The sequence below is a fragment of the Aporhodopirellula rubra genome (assembly GCF_014192335.1).
In the GTDB taxonomy this organism is placed as follows: domain Bacteria; phylum Planctomycetota; class Planctomycetia; order Pirellulales; family Pirellulaceae; genus Rhodopirellula; species Rhodopirellula rubra.
The window spans coordinates 534,548-552,819 of record NZ_JACHXU010000002.1 but is presented as its reverse complement, the minus strand read 5'-3'; the positions used below and the strand labels follow the sequence as shown (position 1 = coordinate 552,819).

Annotated in this window: 16 protein-coding genes and 1 tRNA gene; 14 read left to right on the top strand and 3 right to left on the bottom strand. The window is 55.4% G+C overall.

The features are described from left to right. Positions 1-74: 74 nt before the first annotated feature. The 7 genes from FHS27_RS04665 (at position 75) to FHS27_RS04635 (ending at position 10,388) form a co-directional block, all read left to right on the top strand. The gene (locus FHS27_RS04665) at positions 75-761 is read left to right on the top strand and encodes a ferredoxin (RefSeq protein ID WP_315854463.1); all 687 of its coding nucleotides are present in this window, start codon (positions 75-77) and stop codon (positions 759-761) included. After that, positions 758-2,137, top strand: coding sequence for a 4Fe-4S binding protein (locus FHS27_RS04660; protein ID WP_246419087.1), 1,380 nt, complete (start codon positions 758-760; stop codon positions 2,135-2,137). The genes FHS27_RS04665 and FHS27_RS04660 overlap by 4 nt, the downstream gene beginning before the upstream one ends. Continuing rightward, complete coding sequence (locus FHS27_RS04655) at positions 2,134-4,032, top strand: outer membrane protein assembly factor BamB family protein (RefSeq protein ID WP_221224861.1); 1,899 nt, start codon at positions 2,134-2,136, stop codon at positions 4,030-4,032. The genes FHS27_RS04660 and FHS27_RS04655 overlap by 4 nt, the downstream gene beginning before the upstream one ends. Beyond that, positions 4,029-6,452, top strand: a complete 2,424-nt coding sequence (locus FHS27_RS04650; RefSeq protein ID WP_184302265.1) for an NAD(P)H-dependent oxidoreductase subunit E — start codon at positions 4,029-4,031, stop codon at positions 6,450-6,452. Before FHS27_RS04655 ends, FHS27_RS04650 begins: the two co-directional genes overlap by 4 nt. After that, a complete protein-coding gene (locus FHS27_RS04645; RefSeq protein ID WP_184302261.1) occupies positions 6,453-8,018 on the top strand; it encodes an FAD-dependent oxidoreductase in 1,566 nt (521 codons plus the stop codon). Between the two features lie 102 nt (positions 8,019-8,120). After that, complete coding sequence (locus tag FHS27_RS04640) at positions 8,121-9,113, top strand: ABC transporter ATP-binding protein (RefSeq protein ID WP_246419085.1); 993 nt, start codon at positions 8,121-8,123, stop codon at positions 9,111-9,113. 6 nt (positions 9,114-9,119) lie between these two features. Next, entirely contained in the window at positions 9,120-10,388 is a 1,269-nt protein-coding gene (locus FHS27_RS04635; RefSeq protein WP_184302259.1) for an ABC transporter permease, read from the top strand. Between the two features lie 318 nt (positions 10,389-10,706). Here the strand turns inward: FHS27_RS04635 and FHS27_RS04630 are convergent, their stop codons facing one another. Both FHS27_RS04630 and FHS27_RS04625 read right to left on the bottom strand, forming a co-directional pair. Further along, positions 10,707-10,958, bottom strand: coding sequence for a hypothetical protein (locus FHS27_RS04630; protein WP_009102933.1), 252 nt, complete (start codon positions 10,956-10,958; stop codon positions 10,707-10,709). Next, entirely contained in the window at positions 10,955-11,182 is a 228-nt protein-coding gene (locus tag FHS27_RS04625; RefSeq protein ID WP_044256665.1) for a hypothetical protein, read from the bottom strand. Before FHS27_RS04625 ends, FHS27_RS04630 begins: the two co-directional genes overlap by 4 nt. Before the next feature lie 199 nt (positions 11,183-11,381). Between FHS27_RS04625 and FHS27_RS04620 the strand changes: the two genes are divergently transcribed. The 6 genes from FHS27_RS04620 (at position 11,382) to FHS27_RS04595 (ending at position 16,924) form a co-directional block, all read left to right on the top strand. Continuing rightward, positions 11,382-12,437, top strand: a complete 1,056-nt coding sequence (locus FHS27_RS04620; RefSeq protein ID WP_184302256.1) for a prenyltransferase/squalene oxidase repeat-containing protein — start codon at positions 11,382-11,384, stop codon at positions 12,435-12,437. A gap of 51 nt (positions 12,438-12,488) precedes the next feature. Then, a complete protein-coding gene (locus FHS27_RS04615; protein WP_221224860.1) occupies positions 12,489-12,695 on the top strand; it encodes a hypothetical protein in 207 nt (68 codons plus the stop codon). A 3-nt stretch (positions 12,696-12,698) separates the two neighbouring features. Beyond that, positions 12,699-13,925, top strand: coding sequence for a hypothetical protein (locus tag FHS27_RS04610; protein ID WP_184302253.1), 1,227 nt, complete (start codon positions 12,699-12,701; stop codon positions 13,923-13,925). Positions 13,926-14,034: 109 nt separating this feature from the next. Further along, positions 14,035-14,550: a hypothetical protein gene (locus tag FHS27_RS04605; protein ID WP_184302250.1), complete on the top strand. Its 516-nt coding sequence runs from the start codon at positions 14,035-14,037 to the stop codon at positions 14,548-14,550. 71 nt (positions 14,551-14,621) lie between these two features. Beyond that, on the top strand, positions 14,622-16,223 hold the full coding sequence (locus FHS27_RS04600; RefSeq protein WP_184302248.1) for an HNH endonuclease: 1,602 nt from the start codon (positions 14,622-14,624) through the stop codon (positions 16,221-16,223). Between the two features lie 68 nt (positions 16,224-16,291). After that, positions 16,292-16,924, top strand: coding sequence for an MBL fold metallo-hydrolase (locus tag FHS27_RS04595; RefSeq protein ID WP_261363907.1), 633 nt, complete (start codon positions 16,292-16,294; stop codon positions 16,922-16,924). A gap of 227 nt (positions 16,925-17,151) precedes the next feature. Here the strand turns inward: FHS27_RS04595 and FHS27_RS04590 are convergent. After that, a tRNA-Ala gene (locus FHS27_RS04590) sits at positions 17,152-17,224 on the bottom strand. 301 nt (positions 17,225-17,525) lie between these two features. Here FHS27_RS04590 and FHS27_RS04585 point away from each other — a divergent pair. Next, positions 17,526-18,206: a hypothetical protein gene (locus FHS27_RS04585; protein ID WP_246419084.1), complete on the top strand. Its 681-nt coding sequence runs from the start codon at positions 17,526-17,528 to the stop codon at positions 18,204-18,206. Positions 18,207-18,272 lie beyond the last annotated feature (66 nt).

The following is an 18,272-nucleotide window of genomic DNA, read 5'->3' as shown; positions in this document are numbered from 1 at the left end:
TTTGAGAGCGAAGGGTTTTACCGAGACAGGGGCAACTGCGACGAACGCTACGGCGGTTAGGGAGGGGCGAGATCGTGTCCGATAAGCGTGCCTCTTCCGCAACCCGTGTTTCTTTGCCGATCGCTGATCGACGAGAGTTTTTGTCGCGGGGGACGCGTGTAGCTGGTGCAATCGCCTTGGGGACTCTCGGCGGGTTTTTGGCCGGGCGCTATGGGAATGCGGGCGAAACCCGGTGGCAAATCGATCCGGACAAATGTGTCGGATGCAGTCATTGTTCGACTTACTGTGTGCTCGATGAATCTGCCGTGAAATGCGTGCAGTGTTTTGACATGTGCGGGTACTGTGACATTTGCACAGGGTATCTCGATACGAATTACGACGACGTCAGCACGGCTGCGGAGAACCAATTGTGTCCGACCGCCGCGGTGGTTCGAGAGTTCATCGAGGACAAGGCGGGGCAGCGATTCTATCAATACACGATCGATGAAGACGCGTGCATCGGTTGTGGGAAGTGCGTCAAAGGATGCGCGTTGATGAACGGATCGTTGTATCTGCAGGTCATGCATGACCGATGCGTGAATTGCAATGAGTGTGCGATCGCGCGGGTCTGTCCGACTCAGGCGTACACGCGTGTGCCGTCGGACAAACCTTATTTAATTAAGGAGCAAGCTCAGGCACTCTACGAGAGCAAGATTGGCGACGCATCGGGCGTGGATGACGATCCGGTTGAGAAATTGATGCGGATGGTGACGATGCGATGAACGCTCTGCACTCATTCAGTGGAAGATGTCCTAGCCAACGAACACGCCTCGTTCGGTGCGGTGGTTGGTTGCGATGGGGCGTGGTTGCGTTGTTGTTAGTGATGCCGTCGTTTGCTTCGGGCGAGTTGATTCCGACGCCGGATTTCAGCTCGCATCAAATTCCGACCACTGAGGTTCCCGCCGGTGGTGGTGTGGGTTGGGAATTTCTGGATGTGGCCTTATTGGTATTGGCGTTATCGTTGGCGAGTTATTTCGCGTTGGTCACACGATCCCGCAGGCATCTGTTTGCGTTGTCGTTTGCGTCGTTGGTGTGGTTCGGTTTTGTACGGCAGGGATGCGTGTGTAGTATCGGCGCGACTCAGAATGTGGCGTTGGCGTTGTTTGATGCCGGTTACGTGATCCCAGTCTCGGTGGTTGCGTTTTTTTTGCTGCCGTTGTTATTCACCTTGTTCTTTGGACGAACGTTTTGTGCGGCGGTCTGCCCACTTGGAGCGATTCAAGAGTTTGTGTCAATCAAGAACGTTCAGGTGCCGCGTTGGGTGGATCATTCGCTCGGATTGATGACATGGATTTATCTCGGTGCGGCGGTGATTTTTTCGGCAACGGGGACTGCGTTTCTGATTTGTCGTTATGACCCTTTTGTGGGTTTCTTCCGCCTCGGTGGTAACGCGAACATGATGATCGCGGGCGGCATGTTGTTGTTAATCGGAGTGTTTGTTGGCCGTCCTTATTGCCGGTTTCTATGTCCGTATGGTGCCGTTTTATCGGTGTTTTCACGGTTCTCGTGGTTTCATGTTCGCATTCCGGCGACGCAGTGCATTTCGTGCGGGTTGTGCACGGAGGCGTGTCCTTACGGGGCAATCGAATCGCCCGTCGCTCGAGCAACTCCCGGTGAAGCGTCGCGTGGACGTGCTCGTCTCGGTTGGATTTTGCTGGCCACTCCGCTGATCATCGTTGCCTTCACCGGCATGGGGGCATTGATGCGGGTGCCGTTGTCTCGGATGGACCCGGACGTGCAACTCGCCGAGCAATTGCGGAAAGAATCAATGGGTTTAGCCGTGACAACGACTGACGCCAGCGAAGCGTTTCGCAATGCACGGCGTGACGAACGTGCGTTGTATGAAAGTGTGATTACGAAGCAAGACCGGTTTCGCTGGCTCGGTGTGATGTTGGGGGCATGGATCGGTGTGGTGATCAGTTTCAAATTGGTTTCGTTGGGGATTCGTCGTCCTCACGCAGATTACCGAGCCGATACAAAGAACTGCGTCTCGTGCGGTCGCTGTTTTTGGTACTGCCCGGTCACCGAAGGTGGCACGTCGAATCCAGCTTCGGGATCGATTCCGAAAGAACCCTCTCAATTGGTGCAGATCACATGAGCCACCGGGAGCAGCCGTTTTGGGAATCACTGAGGTGTGATGATCGGACTTGGTTCCGAGTGTCGGCCATCGCGGTGTTGTTCTCGATCGTGGTCGCGGTAGCGATGTTAGCGAGTTTTGCTGGACGCGTCGTCGATCCGAGTGTGGCACCGGCATTCGTCGAGTTGAAAGGATCGTTGCGAGAGGCGACGGGTGACGAGTCGGCTCATGAGGCAATCACGAGCCAGATCAGAACGCTCGACGTGGAGTTGCGGACGGAGTATTTCGATCGGCGTGCTTTTATGGCGGTGGGCAGTTGGTTGTTGTTGGGGAGCGTCTTCGTTGCGATCGTGTCGGCAAAAATGGTTGCCAACATTCGCCGCCAGGCACCGGTCATCGAAGAGGCGGTTACCGATGGAGATGATCCGGATGCGATCGTGAGTGTGCAGTCGTTGTCGGCCGTTGGCGGATTCGCGGTGGGAGTGTTCCTGTTTTCGGGATGGCTGATTGTCTCGGATCGCAATGTATTGCCTACAAACGCAAAGGAAGTCGCGGCGTTGTTTCCCGAGCCGAATCAAGTGGCAATGAGTTCGGTGGATCATTCAACGCTGAGTGATGCAAAAACCGGGCAAGCAATGTTGGGTGAAGAAACTCAAAAACGCGGATTGCTGGAGGAAGCGTCTGACGTTGCTGCACCGGCGGAATTGCCGACACTTGAGGAGAAACGCAAACACTGGACGCGTTTTCGTGGTACCGACGGGATGGGGACTGCGGCGTCTGCGCCGATTCCGAAATCGTGGGACGCGGCGTCGGGTGAGGGAATCGCGTGGAAGTCGCCGGTGGAATTGCCGGGCACAAACTCTCCGATCGTTTGGGGCGAACACGTTTTCCTCAGTGGGGCGACATTGGAACGCCGTGCCGTATGTTGTTTTGACGCTGGTAGCGGCGAACTGATTTGGCAGACGGAGGTTCCCGTGTCTTCACCGGAAGCAGGTGATGGCGATGCCGTCGAAATGGAAGTGAACAATGATACGGGGTATGCGGCCCCGACGATGGCGACGGATGGTTTGCGTGTCTATGCGATGTTCGCACACGGCGACGTGGTCGCGATCGGGATGGATGGAGAGATCGTTTGGACTCGGTCGTTTGGGATCCCAGAAAATCCGTACGGGCACGCTTCCTCTTTGGTAGTCGAAGATGAACGCGTTTTGGTTCAATTGGACCAGGGAGCGGAAGACGAACCGCTATCGAAATTGATCGCACTTCATGGCGCGACGGGGGAAACCGTTTGGGAGACGTCTCGCGACGTCCCGGCGTCTTGGTCGACACCGTTGGTCATCGACTACGAAGGTGAGCGGCAGGTGATCACGTGCGCGAATCCGTGGGTGATTGCGTATCGTGCGAGCGATGGCGAAGAGATATGGCGATGCGACGCGCTCTATCAAGACGTTGGTCCTTCACCGATCGCGGCCGACGGTGTGTTGTATGTGTGCAACGAGGTGCCCGGTGGAGCGGCGATTCGATTGGGCGGAAGCGGCGACGTCACGGACACGCACATCATTTGGCAGGTTGATTTTGGGGCACCGGACACGACGAGTCCGTTATTGGTCGAAGACATGATCTTGATGTTGGCGTCGTTTGGCACGTTGACGAGTTACGACATTGGCGAGGGAGGCGATCCGATATGGGAACAGGATTTCGATGATGGGTTCAAGTCGTCACCGACCCTGATCGGTGATCGCGTTTTGTTGATCGGTGAATCCGGACTGTGTTGGTTGGTTGCGGCGAAGAGAGAGGCGTGTGAGACGATTTTTGAGGCGAATCTCGGTGAGAAATGTGTGACCAGCCCCGCGATTGTCGGCGGACGAATCTTTGTTCGCGGTGACAAACATCTTTTCTGTATCGGTGAATCATGAGTGCGGCGGTAGGGAATGACCGGAATGGCGTTGATGGCAACGTGATTGCTGCGGCCGATGCGATTGACCTGGCATTTGTGGATCAGGCGGTGGCGTCGCACGGTGGTGGTCCGGAGGCGGTGATTCCGATCTTGCAGGCGATCCAGACGCGGTATCGCTACCTGCCTGATGCGGCGCTGCAGCGGGTGTGCGAATTGACTGAGATCACGCCATCGACCATTACGGGTGTGTCGACGTTCTATACGCAGTTTCGCCATCGTCCGATGGGACGGCACGCGATCCAAGTTTGCCGTGGTACGGCGTGTCACGTCAAAGGAGCCGACTTGATCGAAGAAGCGATCGCACTGCACTTGGGGTTGGAGCCCGGTGAGGATACCGATCGCAAGGGGCAGTTTACGATCGAGCCGGTCGCGTGTTTGGGATGTTGCACGCTCGCTCCGGTCGTGCAGATTGACGATGCGACGTACGGTCGATTAACTCCGCAAAGTGTGCCAGGGACGGTGCGTGAGTTTTCGAGACGGAGTACGAGTGGGCCGTCCCCGCGTCGAGATTTGCGGAAACGTGATGTTACAGGCAGCGGTTCGGCGGCGGGTGAAATTCGCGTCGGACTCGGTTCGTGCTGCGTCGCCCAAGGCAGTGGTCACGTGTTCGACAAAGTTCAAGAGGTTGTCACGTCCATCGGCGCGGCGGCTGATGTCAAACGGGTCGGATGCGTGGGGATGTGCCACCAAACGCCATTGGTTGAAACGATCCGTAGCGACGGGACGAGCCGGTTGTATTGTCACGTGCAGGCGGAACAGGTTGAGCAGATTGTTTTGCAGAATTTTCAACCGACGGGAATCGCGTCGCGGTTGAAGACGTCGTGGTCGAAGTTGGTTGCCGATTTGTATGGACGCGAAAATGGAGCCGACTCCTGCGTTGAGGCCGTTTCTCCGCATGAGGGGCCGGTGTGTGAATTTTTGGGGCCGCAAAAGCGGATTGCGACCGAATCGTGTGGCGACATTGATCCGTTGGATCTCGGCGAATACCAACGGCACGAAGGCTTTGTCGCATTGAAGCGATGTTTGAATGAATTGTCAGGCGAGGCGGTGATCGATGAAGTCGAACGCAGCGGGTTGCGAGGGCGAGGGGGGGCTGGTTTTCCGTCGGCGATCAAATGGCGGACGGTGCGTGCGGCGGATGCGGCGACAAAGTATGTGATCTGCAACGGCGATGAAGGCGACCCCGGCGCGTTCATGGATCGCATGATCCTCGAGTCGTTTCCTTACCGAGTGATCGAGGGAATGGCGATCGCTGCGGTCGCGGCGGGGGCTCACGAAGGCTATTTCTACATTCGTGCAGAATACCCACTCGCGGTTCAACGCATTCGTCACGCGATCGCGGAGTGCGAAGCGGCCGGTTTGCTGGGCGAACGCATCATGGGCAGTTCGTACTCGCTCAAGTTCTCGGTCAAGGAAGGTGCGGGAGCGTTCATTTGCGGTGAAGAGACGGCGTTGATTCATTCGATCGAAGGGGGACGGGGAACGCCCAGGTTGCGGCCTCCGTTTCCGGCGGAATCAGGATTGTGGGAGAAGCCGACGCTGATCAACAACGTCGAGACGCTTTCGTTGGTACCGTGGATTTTGCGACACGGGGGCGAAGAGTTTGCCAAGTTCGGAACCGAGACGAGCAAGGGAACGAAAGTCTTCGCGCTAGCGGGAAAGATTCGGCGCGGCGGACTGATCGAAGTTCCGATGGGTGTCACCATTGCACAAATCGTGGATCAGATTGGTGGCGGGGTCCCGGACGGTCATCGGTTCAAAGCCGTTCAGATCGGAGGGCCTTCGGGAGGATGTGTGCCGGCGAGTTTGGCAGACACGCCGGTGGACTACGAAGCACTCAGCCGGGTTGGCGCGATCATGGGCAGCGGCGGGATGGTGGTCCTCGACGATACCGATTGCATGGTCGACATCGCCCGCTACTTCCTGCGATTCACGCAAGATCAATCGTGCGGGAAATGCACGTATTGTCGCGTTGGTACCAAACGGATGTTGGAGATTCTCGAACGGATTTGTGAGGGGAAAGCAAAGAAGGGCGACTTGGATCTGCTCGAGGATTTATGCCAGAGCGTGTCGAGCGGCAGTCTTTGCGGACTCGGTAAAACGGCACCCAATCCGGTGCTCTCGACGTTGAAATATTTTCGTGATGAGTACGAGGCGCATCTCAACGGGCATTGTCCGGCGGGCAAATGTAAGAATTTGATCGCGTATCACATCACCGACGCGTGCATCGGATGCACGTTATGTGCACAGCACTGTCCCGTCGACGCGATTCCGGCGGTCCCCTATGCCAAACATGTCGTTGATGTCGACAAATGCACGGCGTGCGACACGTGCCGAGTCGTCTGTCCCGAACACGCCGTCGAAATTGTGAGAAGATAAATGCCTGCGATCACGATTGACGATCAAACGATCGATGTTCCCGATGGATCGACTGTGTTGGACGCGGCCAATCAGTTGGGAATTGAGATTCCGACGTTGTGCTTTTTGAAGGGCTATTTGCCTTCCACATCGTGCCAGGTTTGTTTGGTCCGTGATCGGGCGAACGGAAAATTGGTGCCTTCGTGCGCGACCAAAATTGTGGATGGGATGCAAATCGACAGCGAAACAGCCGAGGTGCATGCAGCCCGGCGGACGGCGTTGGAGTTGTTGCTGAGTGATCACGTCGGCGATTGTTTGGCACCGTGTTTCTTTGCTTGTCCGGCGCATATGGATATCCCGCTGATGCTCAGGCAGTTAGGCGGACACGATTTGCATCATGCGATTGAAACGATCAAACGCGATATCGCGATCCCCGCCGTGTTGGGGCGTATCTGCACGAAGCCGTGTGAAAAGGGGTGTCGTCGTAGCTCGGCCGATGATCCCGTGTCAGTTTGTGAATTGAAGCGTTATGCCGCGGACCAGGATCTCGCGTCAGAACAAGCATATGCACCGGAGTGCGCCGCTGACTCAGGCAAGCGAGTTGCGATTATTGGTGCGGGCCCGACGGGATTGTCTGCGGCGTATTACCTTCGCCAACGCGGACATGCATGCCGTTTGATCGAGGCAACGAAACAACTCGGCGGAAGGTTGCGATCGGAGATTGATGAGGAGACGATGCCGGGCGAAATTTTGGATGCCGAAATAGCACAGATCGTTCGCCTTGACGTTGAGGTTGAAACGGAGACGCCGGTCGACTCACGCGAGGCGTTTGAAACGCTAGTGGAATCGTATGACGTGGTGTTGATCGCCGCGGGGATGGATGCGGTGAAGTTGGCGGACGAATGGTCCGTGGAGTCATCGCGTCGAGGGATCGATATCACTCGTGAGACCTACCAAACCAAACGAGGCAACGTTTTTGCCGCTGGGTCGGCGGTGCGTGGAAAGTGTTTGTTTGTGCGAAGTGCGGCAGATGGCAAGGAAGTTGCCGGGTGCATCGATCAATTTTTGTCAGGTGAGACGGTGACGGCACCCGCGAAGCCGTTCGCATCGCGGTTGGGGCGAGTGGCGACGGACGAGATGAAACAGTTCCTGGCCGGAGCGGCTTCGGTCCCGGTGCAAATTCTGACAAAGAAAGAAGAGTATTCGTCGGACCAGGTCGCCGATCAATCGGATCGATGTTTGTCGTGTGGGTGCGTCGCTCACGGCGATTGTCGGTTGGAAAACTATTCGGCTCGTTACGGGGCCGATCCTAACCGATTCGGGACGCGGCAGGGCAAGTACGAGGTGGTGGGACGTGGCGGCAAGGTTTTGTTTGAACCTGGTAAGTGCATCAAATGCGAGTTGTGCATTCAGATTGCTTCGGAATCCAAAAGCGCGTTGGGATTGTCGTTCGTCGGTCGCGGGTTTGATGTTCGTGTGAGCGTCCCGTTCGACGGAAGCTATGACGAGGGGATGGGAGATTTGGCCGCGCGGTGCATTGCGGCGTGTCCTACGGGGGCGTTGTATTTCGACCGAAAAACGGAATGAAAGTGGGCGGGATTCGGTGGGGCGTTTGCGGTTTCCGTGACGTTCGCCCTTGGGGTACCATTGCCTGGCGACGTTATCCCACATCAACCTCTGAGAACCGCGTTGATTTCCTCCCCGCCCCCCGCCGTGATGGTGAATGAGCTGCGTAAGAGCTACGCTCGTGGGGCAGGCGTATTGCCGTTTTGGAATGGCGACCGTCAACGGCACATGGCTCTCGATGGCGTTTCGTTTGAGCTGCGGCAGGGCGAGCGGCTTGCCTATCTCGGTCCCAACGGAGCGGGCAAAACGACGATGATCCGTTGCCTATCAGGACGCACGCGGCCGGATGCCGGAACGATCGAATTGATGGGCCAACCGGTCAATCGGGCATCCGCTCGTGATACGCTCGGTTTGGTGCCACAGGAAATCGCGTTGTATGGAGATTTAACCACGCGAGAAAACCTGTTTGCGTTCGGGCGGTTTCATGGGTTACGTGGTTCGGAACTGAAAAAGAGCGTCGATTGGGCGTTGCAGTGGACCGGGCTCGCTGATCGTGGCGACGATTTGGTTTCCACGTTCTCGGGCGGGATGAAGCGTCGCATTAACCTCGCGTGTGGTGTCTTGCACCAACCCGAAGTGTTGCTGTTGGATGAACCCAGCGTCGGTGTGGACCCACAGAGCCGCCAGCGGATTTTTACGATGCTCGATCAATTGAGCGAACGCGATACCTCGATCCTGTTGACGACTCATCATCTCGACGAAGCCGAAACGCAGTGCGACCGGATCGTGATCGTCGATCGCGGACGCGTGGTGGCGACCGGGACGTTCGATGAATTGCTGCGGCAAACGATCGGCAGTGATCGCAACGTGACCGTGCGACTGGATCGGGTTCTGCGGGGCGCCGGCAATGAACCGCTGGCGACGTGCGGGTTGACGATGACAGTCAAGCCAGGCGAGCAATCGGTTTCGGCAAAGTTGCCCGAGATCGCCGTGGGGCTGCCTCGATTGATCGATGCGGTCGGAGCGGCCGGTTATGGAGTTGTCGACGTGGAGGTGCAAAGCCCGTCGCTGCATCACGTGTTTCTACATTTGACCGGCCACGAACTGCGAGACTGAACGGACGTGATTTGGAAAGTCATCGAGATCCATTTGCGTCGCCTTCGCCACAACCGTGTCGAGTGGTTATTGACGTTTGTGGTGCCGATCGCGTTCTTCAGCATCTTCGCGTTGATCTTTACGCGTGGCGTCGGTTCAACGCCGCGAGTCAAAGTCGCGTTGGTGAACGGTGCGGCGGAGTCGGCAGATAATCCGGACGCGGCCAACCGGTGCCAAAAAGTGTTGGACAACTTGGGGCAAAACGAGGGTCTGAAAGTGATCCGTGGTTCGTCCGATGCGGATACCGTCGATCGAAAGACGGCGGAGACCATGGTTCGGCGGGGAACGGCCACGATCGCGGTGGTGATCGATCAACAGGGAGAACAGATTTCGGCGGAACTGCTCAACGACGCGTCCGACCAAGTCGCCAGCCAAGTCGTCAGCGCGTTGGTGACTCGTGAAATTATGATCGGCACCGCTCCGATGTCGGGCATCCCGGGGCAGGCACCGGCGGCGGATGATGAACTCAGTGCCGAGCAGGCTCAGTTCGCGGAGTTCGTACAGAACGTTGCGTCGAAACCGGATGCTAGCTCTGATGCGGGAACGTCTTCGACGACGGGCGAGGCTTTCTCGCCACAATCGTTTGCGCCGCCAAAGATTGAAGTCGTGAATATCATCGGTCAGGGAAAAACGAATCCGGTGATCAGTGTTTATGCCGCTGGGATTGCCGTCATGTTTTTGTTGTTTGGTGCGACGACGGGTGGGGGTGTGTTGTTAGAGGAACGTGAGAACCAGACTCTCGAACGGTTGCTCGCGACACAGATGACGATGGATCATTTGTTGTTGGGGAAATGGTTTTACCTAACCCTCTTGGGCTGCGTTCAGGTCACGGTGATGTTCCTGTGGGCTCAACTCGTGTTTGGTTTAAATTTGTTCGAGCATTTCGACGGGTTTGCCATGATGACGCTGGCGACGGCGTCGGCGGCCGCCTCGTTTGGTCTGTTTTTGGCAACGTTGTGTCGAACACGTGGGCAGTTAGGCGGATTGTCAGTCGTTGCGGTGTTGACGATGAGTGCTCTGGGTGGCTCGATGGTGCCGCGTTATGTGATGAGCGAACCGCTGCAGCGTGCCGGTTTGTGGACATTCAACGCGTGGGCGTTGGACGGTTACGACAAGGTGTTTTGGCGGGAACTGCCGCCGAGCGAACTGGGGCCACAACTCGGCGTGTTGATGGCGACCGCGTTCGTGCTGCTGTTGGCGGCGCGGTTGCTCGCCATCCGCTGGGAAGTGACGTGAAGCACGGGCGAGCGTCCACGGTCGGCAGTTGCGGCGACGTAGTCGACTCTTGATTTGCCGAGTTTCCCGTTTTTACGTAGCCCGTTTTTACGTAGCCACCGTCACCAGACGGTGGGCCACATTCGGGCCAGTGCCGCGAACACTTGAATCCCACGAGTGGACCACCCTGCGATCGCGATCATCGTCGCGAGCCGATTGCGGTGGTCTGGGGATCGTGCGGGCGGAAGTGGATGAGACTGTCCACTTCGATGGTTGTTCGAATTTTCCGTCCGATTGAAAATAGTGTTCAACCGGATGCGGAGGATCGAGACAGCTAGGTTAGCCCGAGAACTTTTCCAGCAGTTTTGCGACCGCGGCAGGATCGTCGGCTTCCCGAAGAGCCTCGATTTGCGGTTCGGGGACGCCAATCTTTTCCAAATGGCTGGCCAACCGTTTCCAGACGGTGGCGCGTTTTTTCCCTTCGCTGAGGTACAGGTCCGTGACCGCTTCGGAGGCCTTTTGCAGGCCGATCACATCGCGATTTTGGTAGTAATTGCGAATGATCTTTTCTTGGTGCGGCGTTCGGTTCATCGCTGATTCAATTTTTCTTCGGCTTTGGCTGCGCGGAGAGCAGCCGCCTCACGTGGCAGCTTGAACTCAGGCCCGGCAGGGAAATACTGGACATCGTCCTGTAGATAATACGGGCTTGGCAGCGTTTGACCATTGAGCGAGACCTGGCAACCGGTGGTTGCGGTCAGCAGAGTGAGCAATGTAGTCGCAGCCACGAAAGTGGTGACGGTCGTTCGTAGATTCATCGTGTTTGTCATCGTGGTACGCCTCTCGTGCGATTCGAGTCCAGCCAATCGGTGGCACAATCGTTATCGACGTTACAGGCGTTATAACTTCACTGGTTTCGTGGAAAAACGTGCGTTTCTCGATCTGGCGAACTCCTGCTATCCTGGATCGTGCCGGATCGCTCCCGAAATGACGTCATTTTCCCAATTAGGGTCCATTATGAATCTCTCACCGTTCGACCGCCGTCAATTCCTCCGGGGTCTCGCTGTCGGAGGCGGTGTTGCGGCAATGGTGGGGGGGCTGCCCAGACGGGCGGATGCGGCGATCCCTAAACCGAAATGGCAGGAGGCGATCAATCGCGGCCTGGAATGGCTGAGCAGCAAGCAATCCTCGCGGGGGCAGTGGAACACGACGGTTTATCCGACGGCGATGGCGGCACTCTCGGGAACGGCGTTAATCGCCAGCGGCAGTACGACGACGCAGGGGCCCTACGCTCGCCAAATTGCCAGGGCGGCTGACTTTTTGATCAGTAAATCTCGTGGCAACGGCCTGATCGGCGACCCACAGACGGACTCGCGATACACGTACGGGCACGGGTTTTCGATGCTGTTTCTGTCGCAAGTGCTCGGTGAGGAAGGGCTGCTCGACCGCCGCGAGGAGTTGGTCGATGTGCTCAGCCGGGCGGTGCAGTTCAGCGGAAACGCCCAGACGGCGGCGGGCGGTTGGGGATACGTTTCGGCCAAAGAGGGCAATGATTTCGATGAAGGCAGCACGACGATCACGCAAGTCCAAGGGCTTCGCGGATGTCGCAACGCCGGCATCCCGGTCAGCAGCGAGGTGATCGAGAAAGCGAAAGAGTACATCTACCGCTGCAAGAATCCCGACGGCGGAATCAGTTACAGCAGTCGGCAGACGGGCAGCAGTCGTCCCGCGATCACCGCGGCAGCACTCGCGGCGCTTTACAACGCGGGCGATTACGACAGCGAGCACGTGCCCGAAATGCTTGCGTACAGCAAAGAGTCGCTGCACGACATCGGACAGGCGGGGCAGTCATTCGGCCATTGGCACTACACGTACCTTTACTACAGCCAAGTCGTTTATCGACAGGGCGACGAATTGTGGTTCCCGTTTCGCGACCGGCTCTACGATCGCATCTCTGCTGAACAGCAGGCCGATGGATCGTGGGAAGGGCAAATTCACCCGGTGTACGTGACGGCGTGCAACCTGACGATGCTGCAAATCGACCGCGGTTTCCTGCCGATCTATCAACGTTGATTTGGCTGCGAGCTTAAGCCACTCCAGTCACAGATCGTCATCCTGGGCAGCATGAGTCTTGGCGGCAACATCATCCCGGTGCAAAATCTTGCCGAGTCACTCCAAGTCGCCTTCGACGCTGGAGCCAAACGCATCCTGCTTCGAATGGCCAGCGTCAGCGACATCCCAACCATCCCCGGCGAACTATTCGCAAAATTCCAAACCAGCTTCTATTCCGACCCATCAGACGCGGCGTTCAAAGCGTTAGGAGTGGAGTGAAATATGACCGACACGAATAACCAGCCGGGTAGACGCCGCCGCTCACCTATACACGCGGACATACTCAATAGTCCCGTTTTGCAATTGCAGCGATCTCTCGCTGCTCAACAAGCGTTGCTGAAGCCGGTGGCGACGATTCCTGACTTGTCCGCCGCACTCACGCCGGCATCAGTCAAGATTTTCCAAGACGTGCAGAAGATGGTCGCTGTTCAGAAAACTATCAGGTCAGAGCTTGCTGATACAGCCTTTGCACTGCGGACAGCACAAAACCGTGTCCTTGCCGAAGTCCAAACGATGGCAGCTGCAAACGCTGCAATCTCAAGACATTTTCGTGAGACAGTTGAAGCAACGTCAATGGTTCGGCAAGCTCTCTCAGGAAACATCCTGTCAGAAATACGTTCGGCACTTGCCGTCAGAGCGTCGTTCGCATCCCAAGTACGTGACACTCTAAAGGCTGCAACCGAAGCAAGGAAGTTGGTCCGTGATAATGTGCTATCAAGTGTTCGTGCTGCCATAGCCGCGAGAGACTCTATCTCTCGGCAAGTGCGGGAAACAGTTGAAGCGGCTTCCACCTTTCGCACTCAGGTATTACCGACGTTGCAGGCGGTGACAACTCGCCTGAATACCTTGCGGCTGGATAAGCTTATTCAGATGGCAGAGGACTTGCCGGCAGGTGATGCTCTTCCCGTTGAATGGTCGGAGGGGCAAAGCGATGCACTTGCCGCACAGCTTGAGTCGGACATCGCGGCACATCCCGATGCTGATGAATGGACCGTCGAGGAGCAGATTAACTATTTGATCGACTGGACGCAGCGTCAAGACAATGCACAGTCCAGACAGCACATGATTTCACTGCTCATCAATTTAATCGCATCAACTATCTTTTGGTTGAGCATCAATGTCGTCCCCAACTTGCTGTCCCACTCGCACGAGAATAGCCCAAGAATCCAAATCATTATTAGAGATGTACGAGAACACATCGAGCAGCAACCGCTTCCGACCAACGACCGAGCAGAATTGCGGATAGTCTCAAGACGCTCTGCCCCAGTTAAAGCAACTCGCCGCCGTCGTTCAATGAGAATTGCCAATCTTGTCGCTGGGGACGTGGTTCGCGTTTGCGAGAAAAGAGGCAAGTCGGTTCATGTCGAGTGGACCGACCTCGAAAGTGGGTTATCCCGTGAAGGCTGGATGATGTCAAAGCACTTAGTCCCAATGAAGAAGCATCGGTAGCATGGCAGTGAATAGATCGTGGACTAGCCATGAATAAACGGCTAATCGACTTCTGCAAATCTGATTCATCGCGATCGCATCCTTGATACAGGAACGAGAGGTCCGAGTAATGATTGAAACAACACCAACCGATGCCGCGAAATACTGGAAGATGCAACTCCATCCGGGCGTTAATAGCGAGGCTTCGACTCAATTTGCTTGCCGAATGCTCAGTCAGAATTGCATTGGTCTTGATGACCGGGGCCTCGACTGCAACATGATTGACGAACGCGAGAAGGCGGAAAAAGTTCTGGCAAAGAGCAACCATACGAACTATCTGAAATTTGCTCACGAAATAAACATTGGCGATTACGTGCTGATCGCTCCGCACAGTGCCCCGCTCGCATTGTGCGTCGTAGCAAGCGATTACATTTACGACAGACTGGCAAAAGGTCGTGAAGGAATCGTGTTCCGTCATTTCCGATTTGTTAAGTCGCTTACATTTTTCGCCGATGTCTTCAGCCGCAAGGAGTGGCCGGACTGGAACCTCAGCGGACAAGGCACAATCGGTCAGATCAATGAGAGGAATCAAGCATTCGAGCTGATCGAGAAGTGGCGAAAGAAGCGTAAAGAAATCTACAAGTGAGAAGCAACCAGCGAAAACCAGCCTTTGCTTACGTTTAAAAACTACCGTATTGAACAGAATGACAAGTCAGTATGACCAGTGCCCAACAATCCGAAAAACGTGCTTGGATTTTCCAGGCGGTTCCAGCGTATTTCGATCTAACGAACGCTCTGAATCATCTTCGCATATTTCGCTGGGAGATTAACCAGTTCAAAAACGATATTCGAGCCGGTGACGATGTTTACCTGTGGCTTACCGGCACTGACGGAGGACTTGTCGCTCACGGAACGGTAATCACCGATCCGCAAATTATGGGAGGGGCACCCGAAGAACTGCCCTTCGTCGTCGAACTGAATGAAGAGGAAGACAGGCTTCGTGCTGCCATTGAAATCGACACCGTTTTCGATCATCCCGTTTCGCGAGCAACGCTTCAAAACAATCCTGAATTATCTTCCGCCAAGATTTTAAAACAAACGCGAGGAACGAATTTTCCACTGACAAAGAGTGAGGCCGATTCGCTAGAGGCAATCTGTCCACGGACTGCAACGCATGGCGTTTCACTTGCCGAAGCGTTTTCTTTGTTTCACAAGTCTCCGATTGAACAATTACGAGTTAGACTCCGACGTGAGCGTGCTGCTCAACTTCGAGAGGTTCTGGCTGACTGGAACGACGTAACTCTCGATGAATTTAATCGTGAAGTCTGGGTATTGGAATCGGAAACGCTTCTTGGCGGCGAAGACATTCGAGGCAAGCTATTTGACTCCGGCCTCCTTGATAAAGATTTCGCAGAACAGGTTGCCGCCGCACTGGATGCAGGCACATTGGAGTTGCATGGGAATTATGTTTGGCGACCTGGATCGACGATTTACGGTTCCCCGCTTCAAACTGCAACTGATGAAGAGAAGCTGAATCATGTACGAAACGCTCTCAGAATTCTGAACGCTTCAACACTATCACCATTTGATAAGGCCACGCAGATTGCGTCCGTTCCCGGATTCGGCTTCCCCACCGCTACCGGCCTCGTCATCCTTCTGCATCCAGAAGCGATAGCGATCATGAACAAGCAGACGGAGGGAGCATTCAAGAAACTTCACGTCAGCTATAAAGGTTTCGCGGAATTCCAATCAGCCGCGAAAAACCTCAAGTCCGAACTTGGTGCAGATGACTTTCTCGAAATGGATTGGTTACTATATCAAATCAATCAAGGGATCATCGAAATAGCGGATCGAGAGCAGCAGGAAAAGATGCTCCGCGACATCGAGGATCAAATCGAAGCCGCCATCAGCAATTCAACGACGGTGACGCAAACTGAGAAAGAGCAACTGGTCAAGTCGAGAATCGGACAGGGAAAGTTTCGCCAAAACATCCAGCAGCTTGAGAGTGCTTGTCGAATTTCTGGCGTTGATGATGCCCGGTTTCTGATTGCCAGTCACATCAAACCGTGGGCAGCTTGCAATAACGTCGAGCGACTGGACAGTGCGAATGGATTGTTTCTGTCACCGAACATCGACCGATTGTTTGACCGAGGCTATATTTCTTTCAACGATGATGGCACGCTGATGATTTCAACCCTTGTGGATACTGAAACGCTGCACTCGCTTGGTGTGTCGTGCTTCAATGAAAACTGCGGCTCCTTTTCAATAAGCCAACAGAAATATCTCGCTTATCACAGACAGCACATTTTCGTCGGCTAACAGATACTCTATGCAAGAACTTCGGTGCTAGGCTCACGGGAGTTTCTGACCGAGTTCGGGAGAACTGAATGCGTTGTCGAATCCACAGAGGCTGTCATGAGATTGGTGGCAACTGTGTAGAAATCGAAGCTGATGGAAAGCGAATGGTTCTCGACATCGGCTTACCGCTAACGGAAGACAGGCAAATTGAATTGCCTGACATTGCCGGGCTTCGCACATTCGATCCGAGCCTGCTTGGAGTTTTCATTTCCCATCCACACCCTGACCACTATGGCCGAGTGTGTGAGATTGGACACACGCGTCGCAAGATGCAAACTAAGGGGAATGACGAGATCGTCATGTTGACCAAGTCAGGTCTGAGCTACATCAGTCAAACAAAGGGAGGAAACCTTTCGACTAAGGTCTACGGGATGTGGCGTGAGTCGCTACTTCGGAGAGTTCTGAAACTTCAACCTACTTTCAGGATGTTGCCCCCGAAGAGCCTGCGGAAAACGAGCGGCAATGAAATCCGCGACATCGTTGATGGCGAAGTGATGGCGGTGTTCCGTGCACGAAACCAATCTGTGAAGACTGACAATCTGGCGGAAATCTACACGAATCGTCCGTTCCGAAAAGTATTCCAAGCGTTGGAGGAATATGAACGATGTTTGCAACCGCTATGGGATGCCGTTCCATGCCCATTCCCGACAAAGGTGATTTAGGTTTTGATAAGCCGACCCAGGAATTCGGGGGGCAGACAGAATCGCTTTTAAACAACTACGAAATTGATTCAACGAACGGCTTGAATCCAGTATCAGATTTCACAAATCGGATACACTTCCTCACCAAATCGGATACATCGGCGATACGGACGGTTTGTGAAAAACCGAGAATCGCTGTAAACCGAGCAAAAAGAAAGCCTTGCGACGAATCGCAAGGCTTTGAAAAGTGGAGGATAACGGACTTGAACCGATGACCTCCTGCATGCCATGCAGGCGCTCTCCCAACTGAGCTAATCCCCCGGGGGTGGTGTTCCGGTGAACGGAAAACCTTCACTTTGGGTGGTGAGGCGGGGAGTTTATCGAGAGGGGGCCGGGGGCGTCAAGGCCGCGGGCGGACATTTCTGCGGTGCTTTGGCGGTCGTTTCGCGGTGTTCAGCGGGGCTGAGGGCGGGCCCAACCCGGGAACTGGGGTGGAAACGATCGCCAGAAAATGCGTAACACAAGAAATCGACACCCTTCCGTCCATGCCGTGTTCCGCAATTTTGCCGCTCGTCCTATGAAACCGACGCCTTTGAACTCGCGTTCCATCGACCATTCGCCATTGGATTCTCGATCAGATCGCCCGCGATCGCGGCGATGGTTCGGTATTGTTGGGTTGGGCCTGGTGGTGGCGTGCGGGATGGTCACGCAAACGGGGTGTTTGGGGGTGGTTAGTAACCTGATGCACGCGGTCGGTGCGGATCAAATTCCTGCAGAGTGCGATGCGCTCAAAAATGCGAAAGTCGCGGTCGTGACGATGACCGACCAGAGCCAATACACCGACGACATCGCTGCCCGCCTGTTGACCCGCCGGGTACGCGACATTTTGTCGATGGAAGTCAAGGGAATGACGTTGGTCCACGAGGACGCGGTTCAGCAATGGCGTGATACACACGGGTGGGATAGCGTCGATTATCTCGATATCGGCAAGGGCATCAAAGCAGACAGGGTGCTCGCGATCGAATTGACGGACATGCGTCTGCGAGACGGCGCCACGCTGTATCGCGGGCGGGCCGGAGTGCAACTCATCGTCTATGACATCGAAGAGGAAAAGGTCGTCTTCCGGAAGGAAATCGACGAATTCATGTATCCCGTTAACGCGGGGCAATACACCAGCGAAACAACGGAGCCGAAGTTCCGAAAGTTGTTCTTGGGGATGCTCGCACAGCGGATCTCACGAGTGTTTCACTCGTATGACTTTGCAGACACGATTGCTCTCGACGGTGCTCTCGCTAGCGAATAATTCGCTAGCACGTTGTGATTGAGGGCCTTCGACCGCTGGGTTGCAGACATCGTCGGGCGGTGGGCA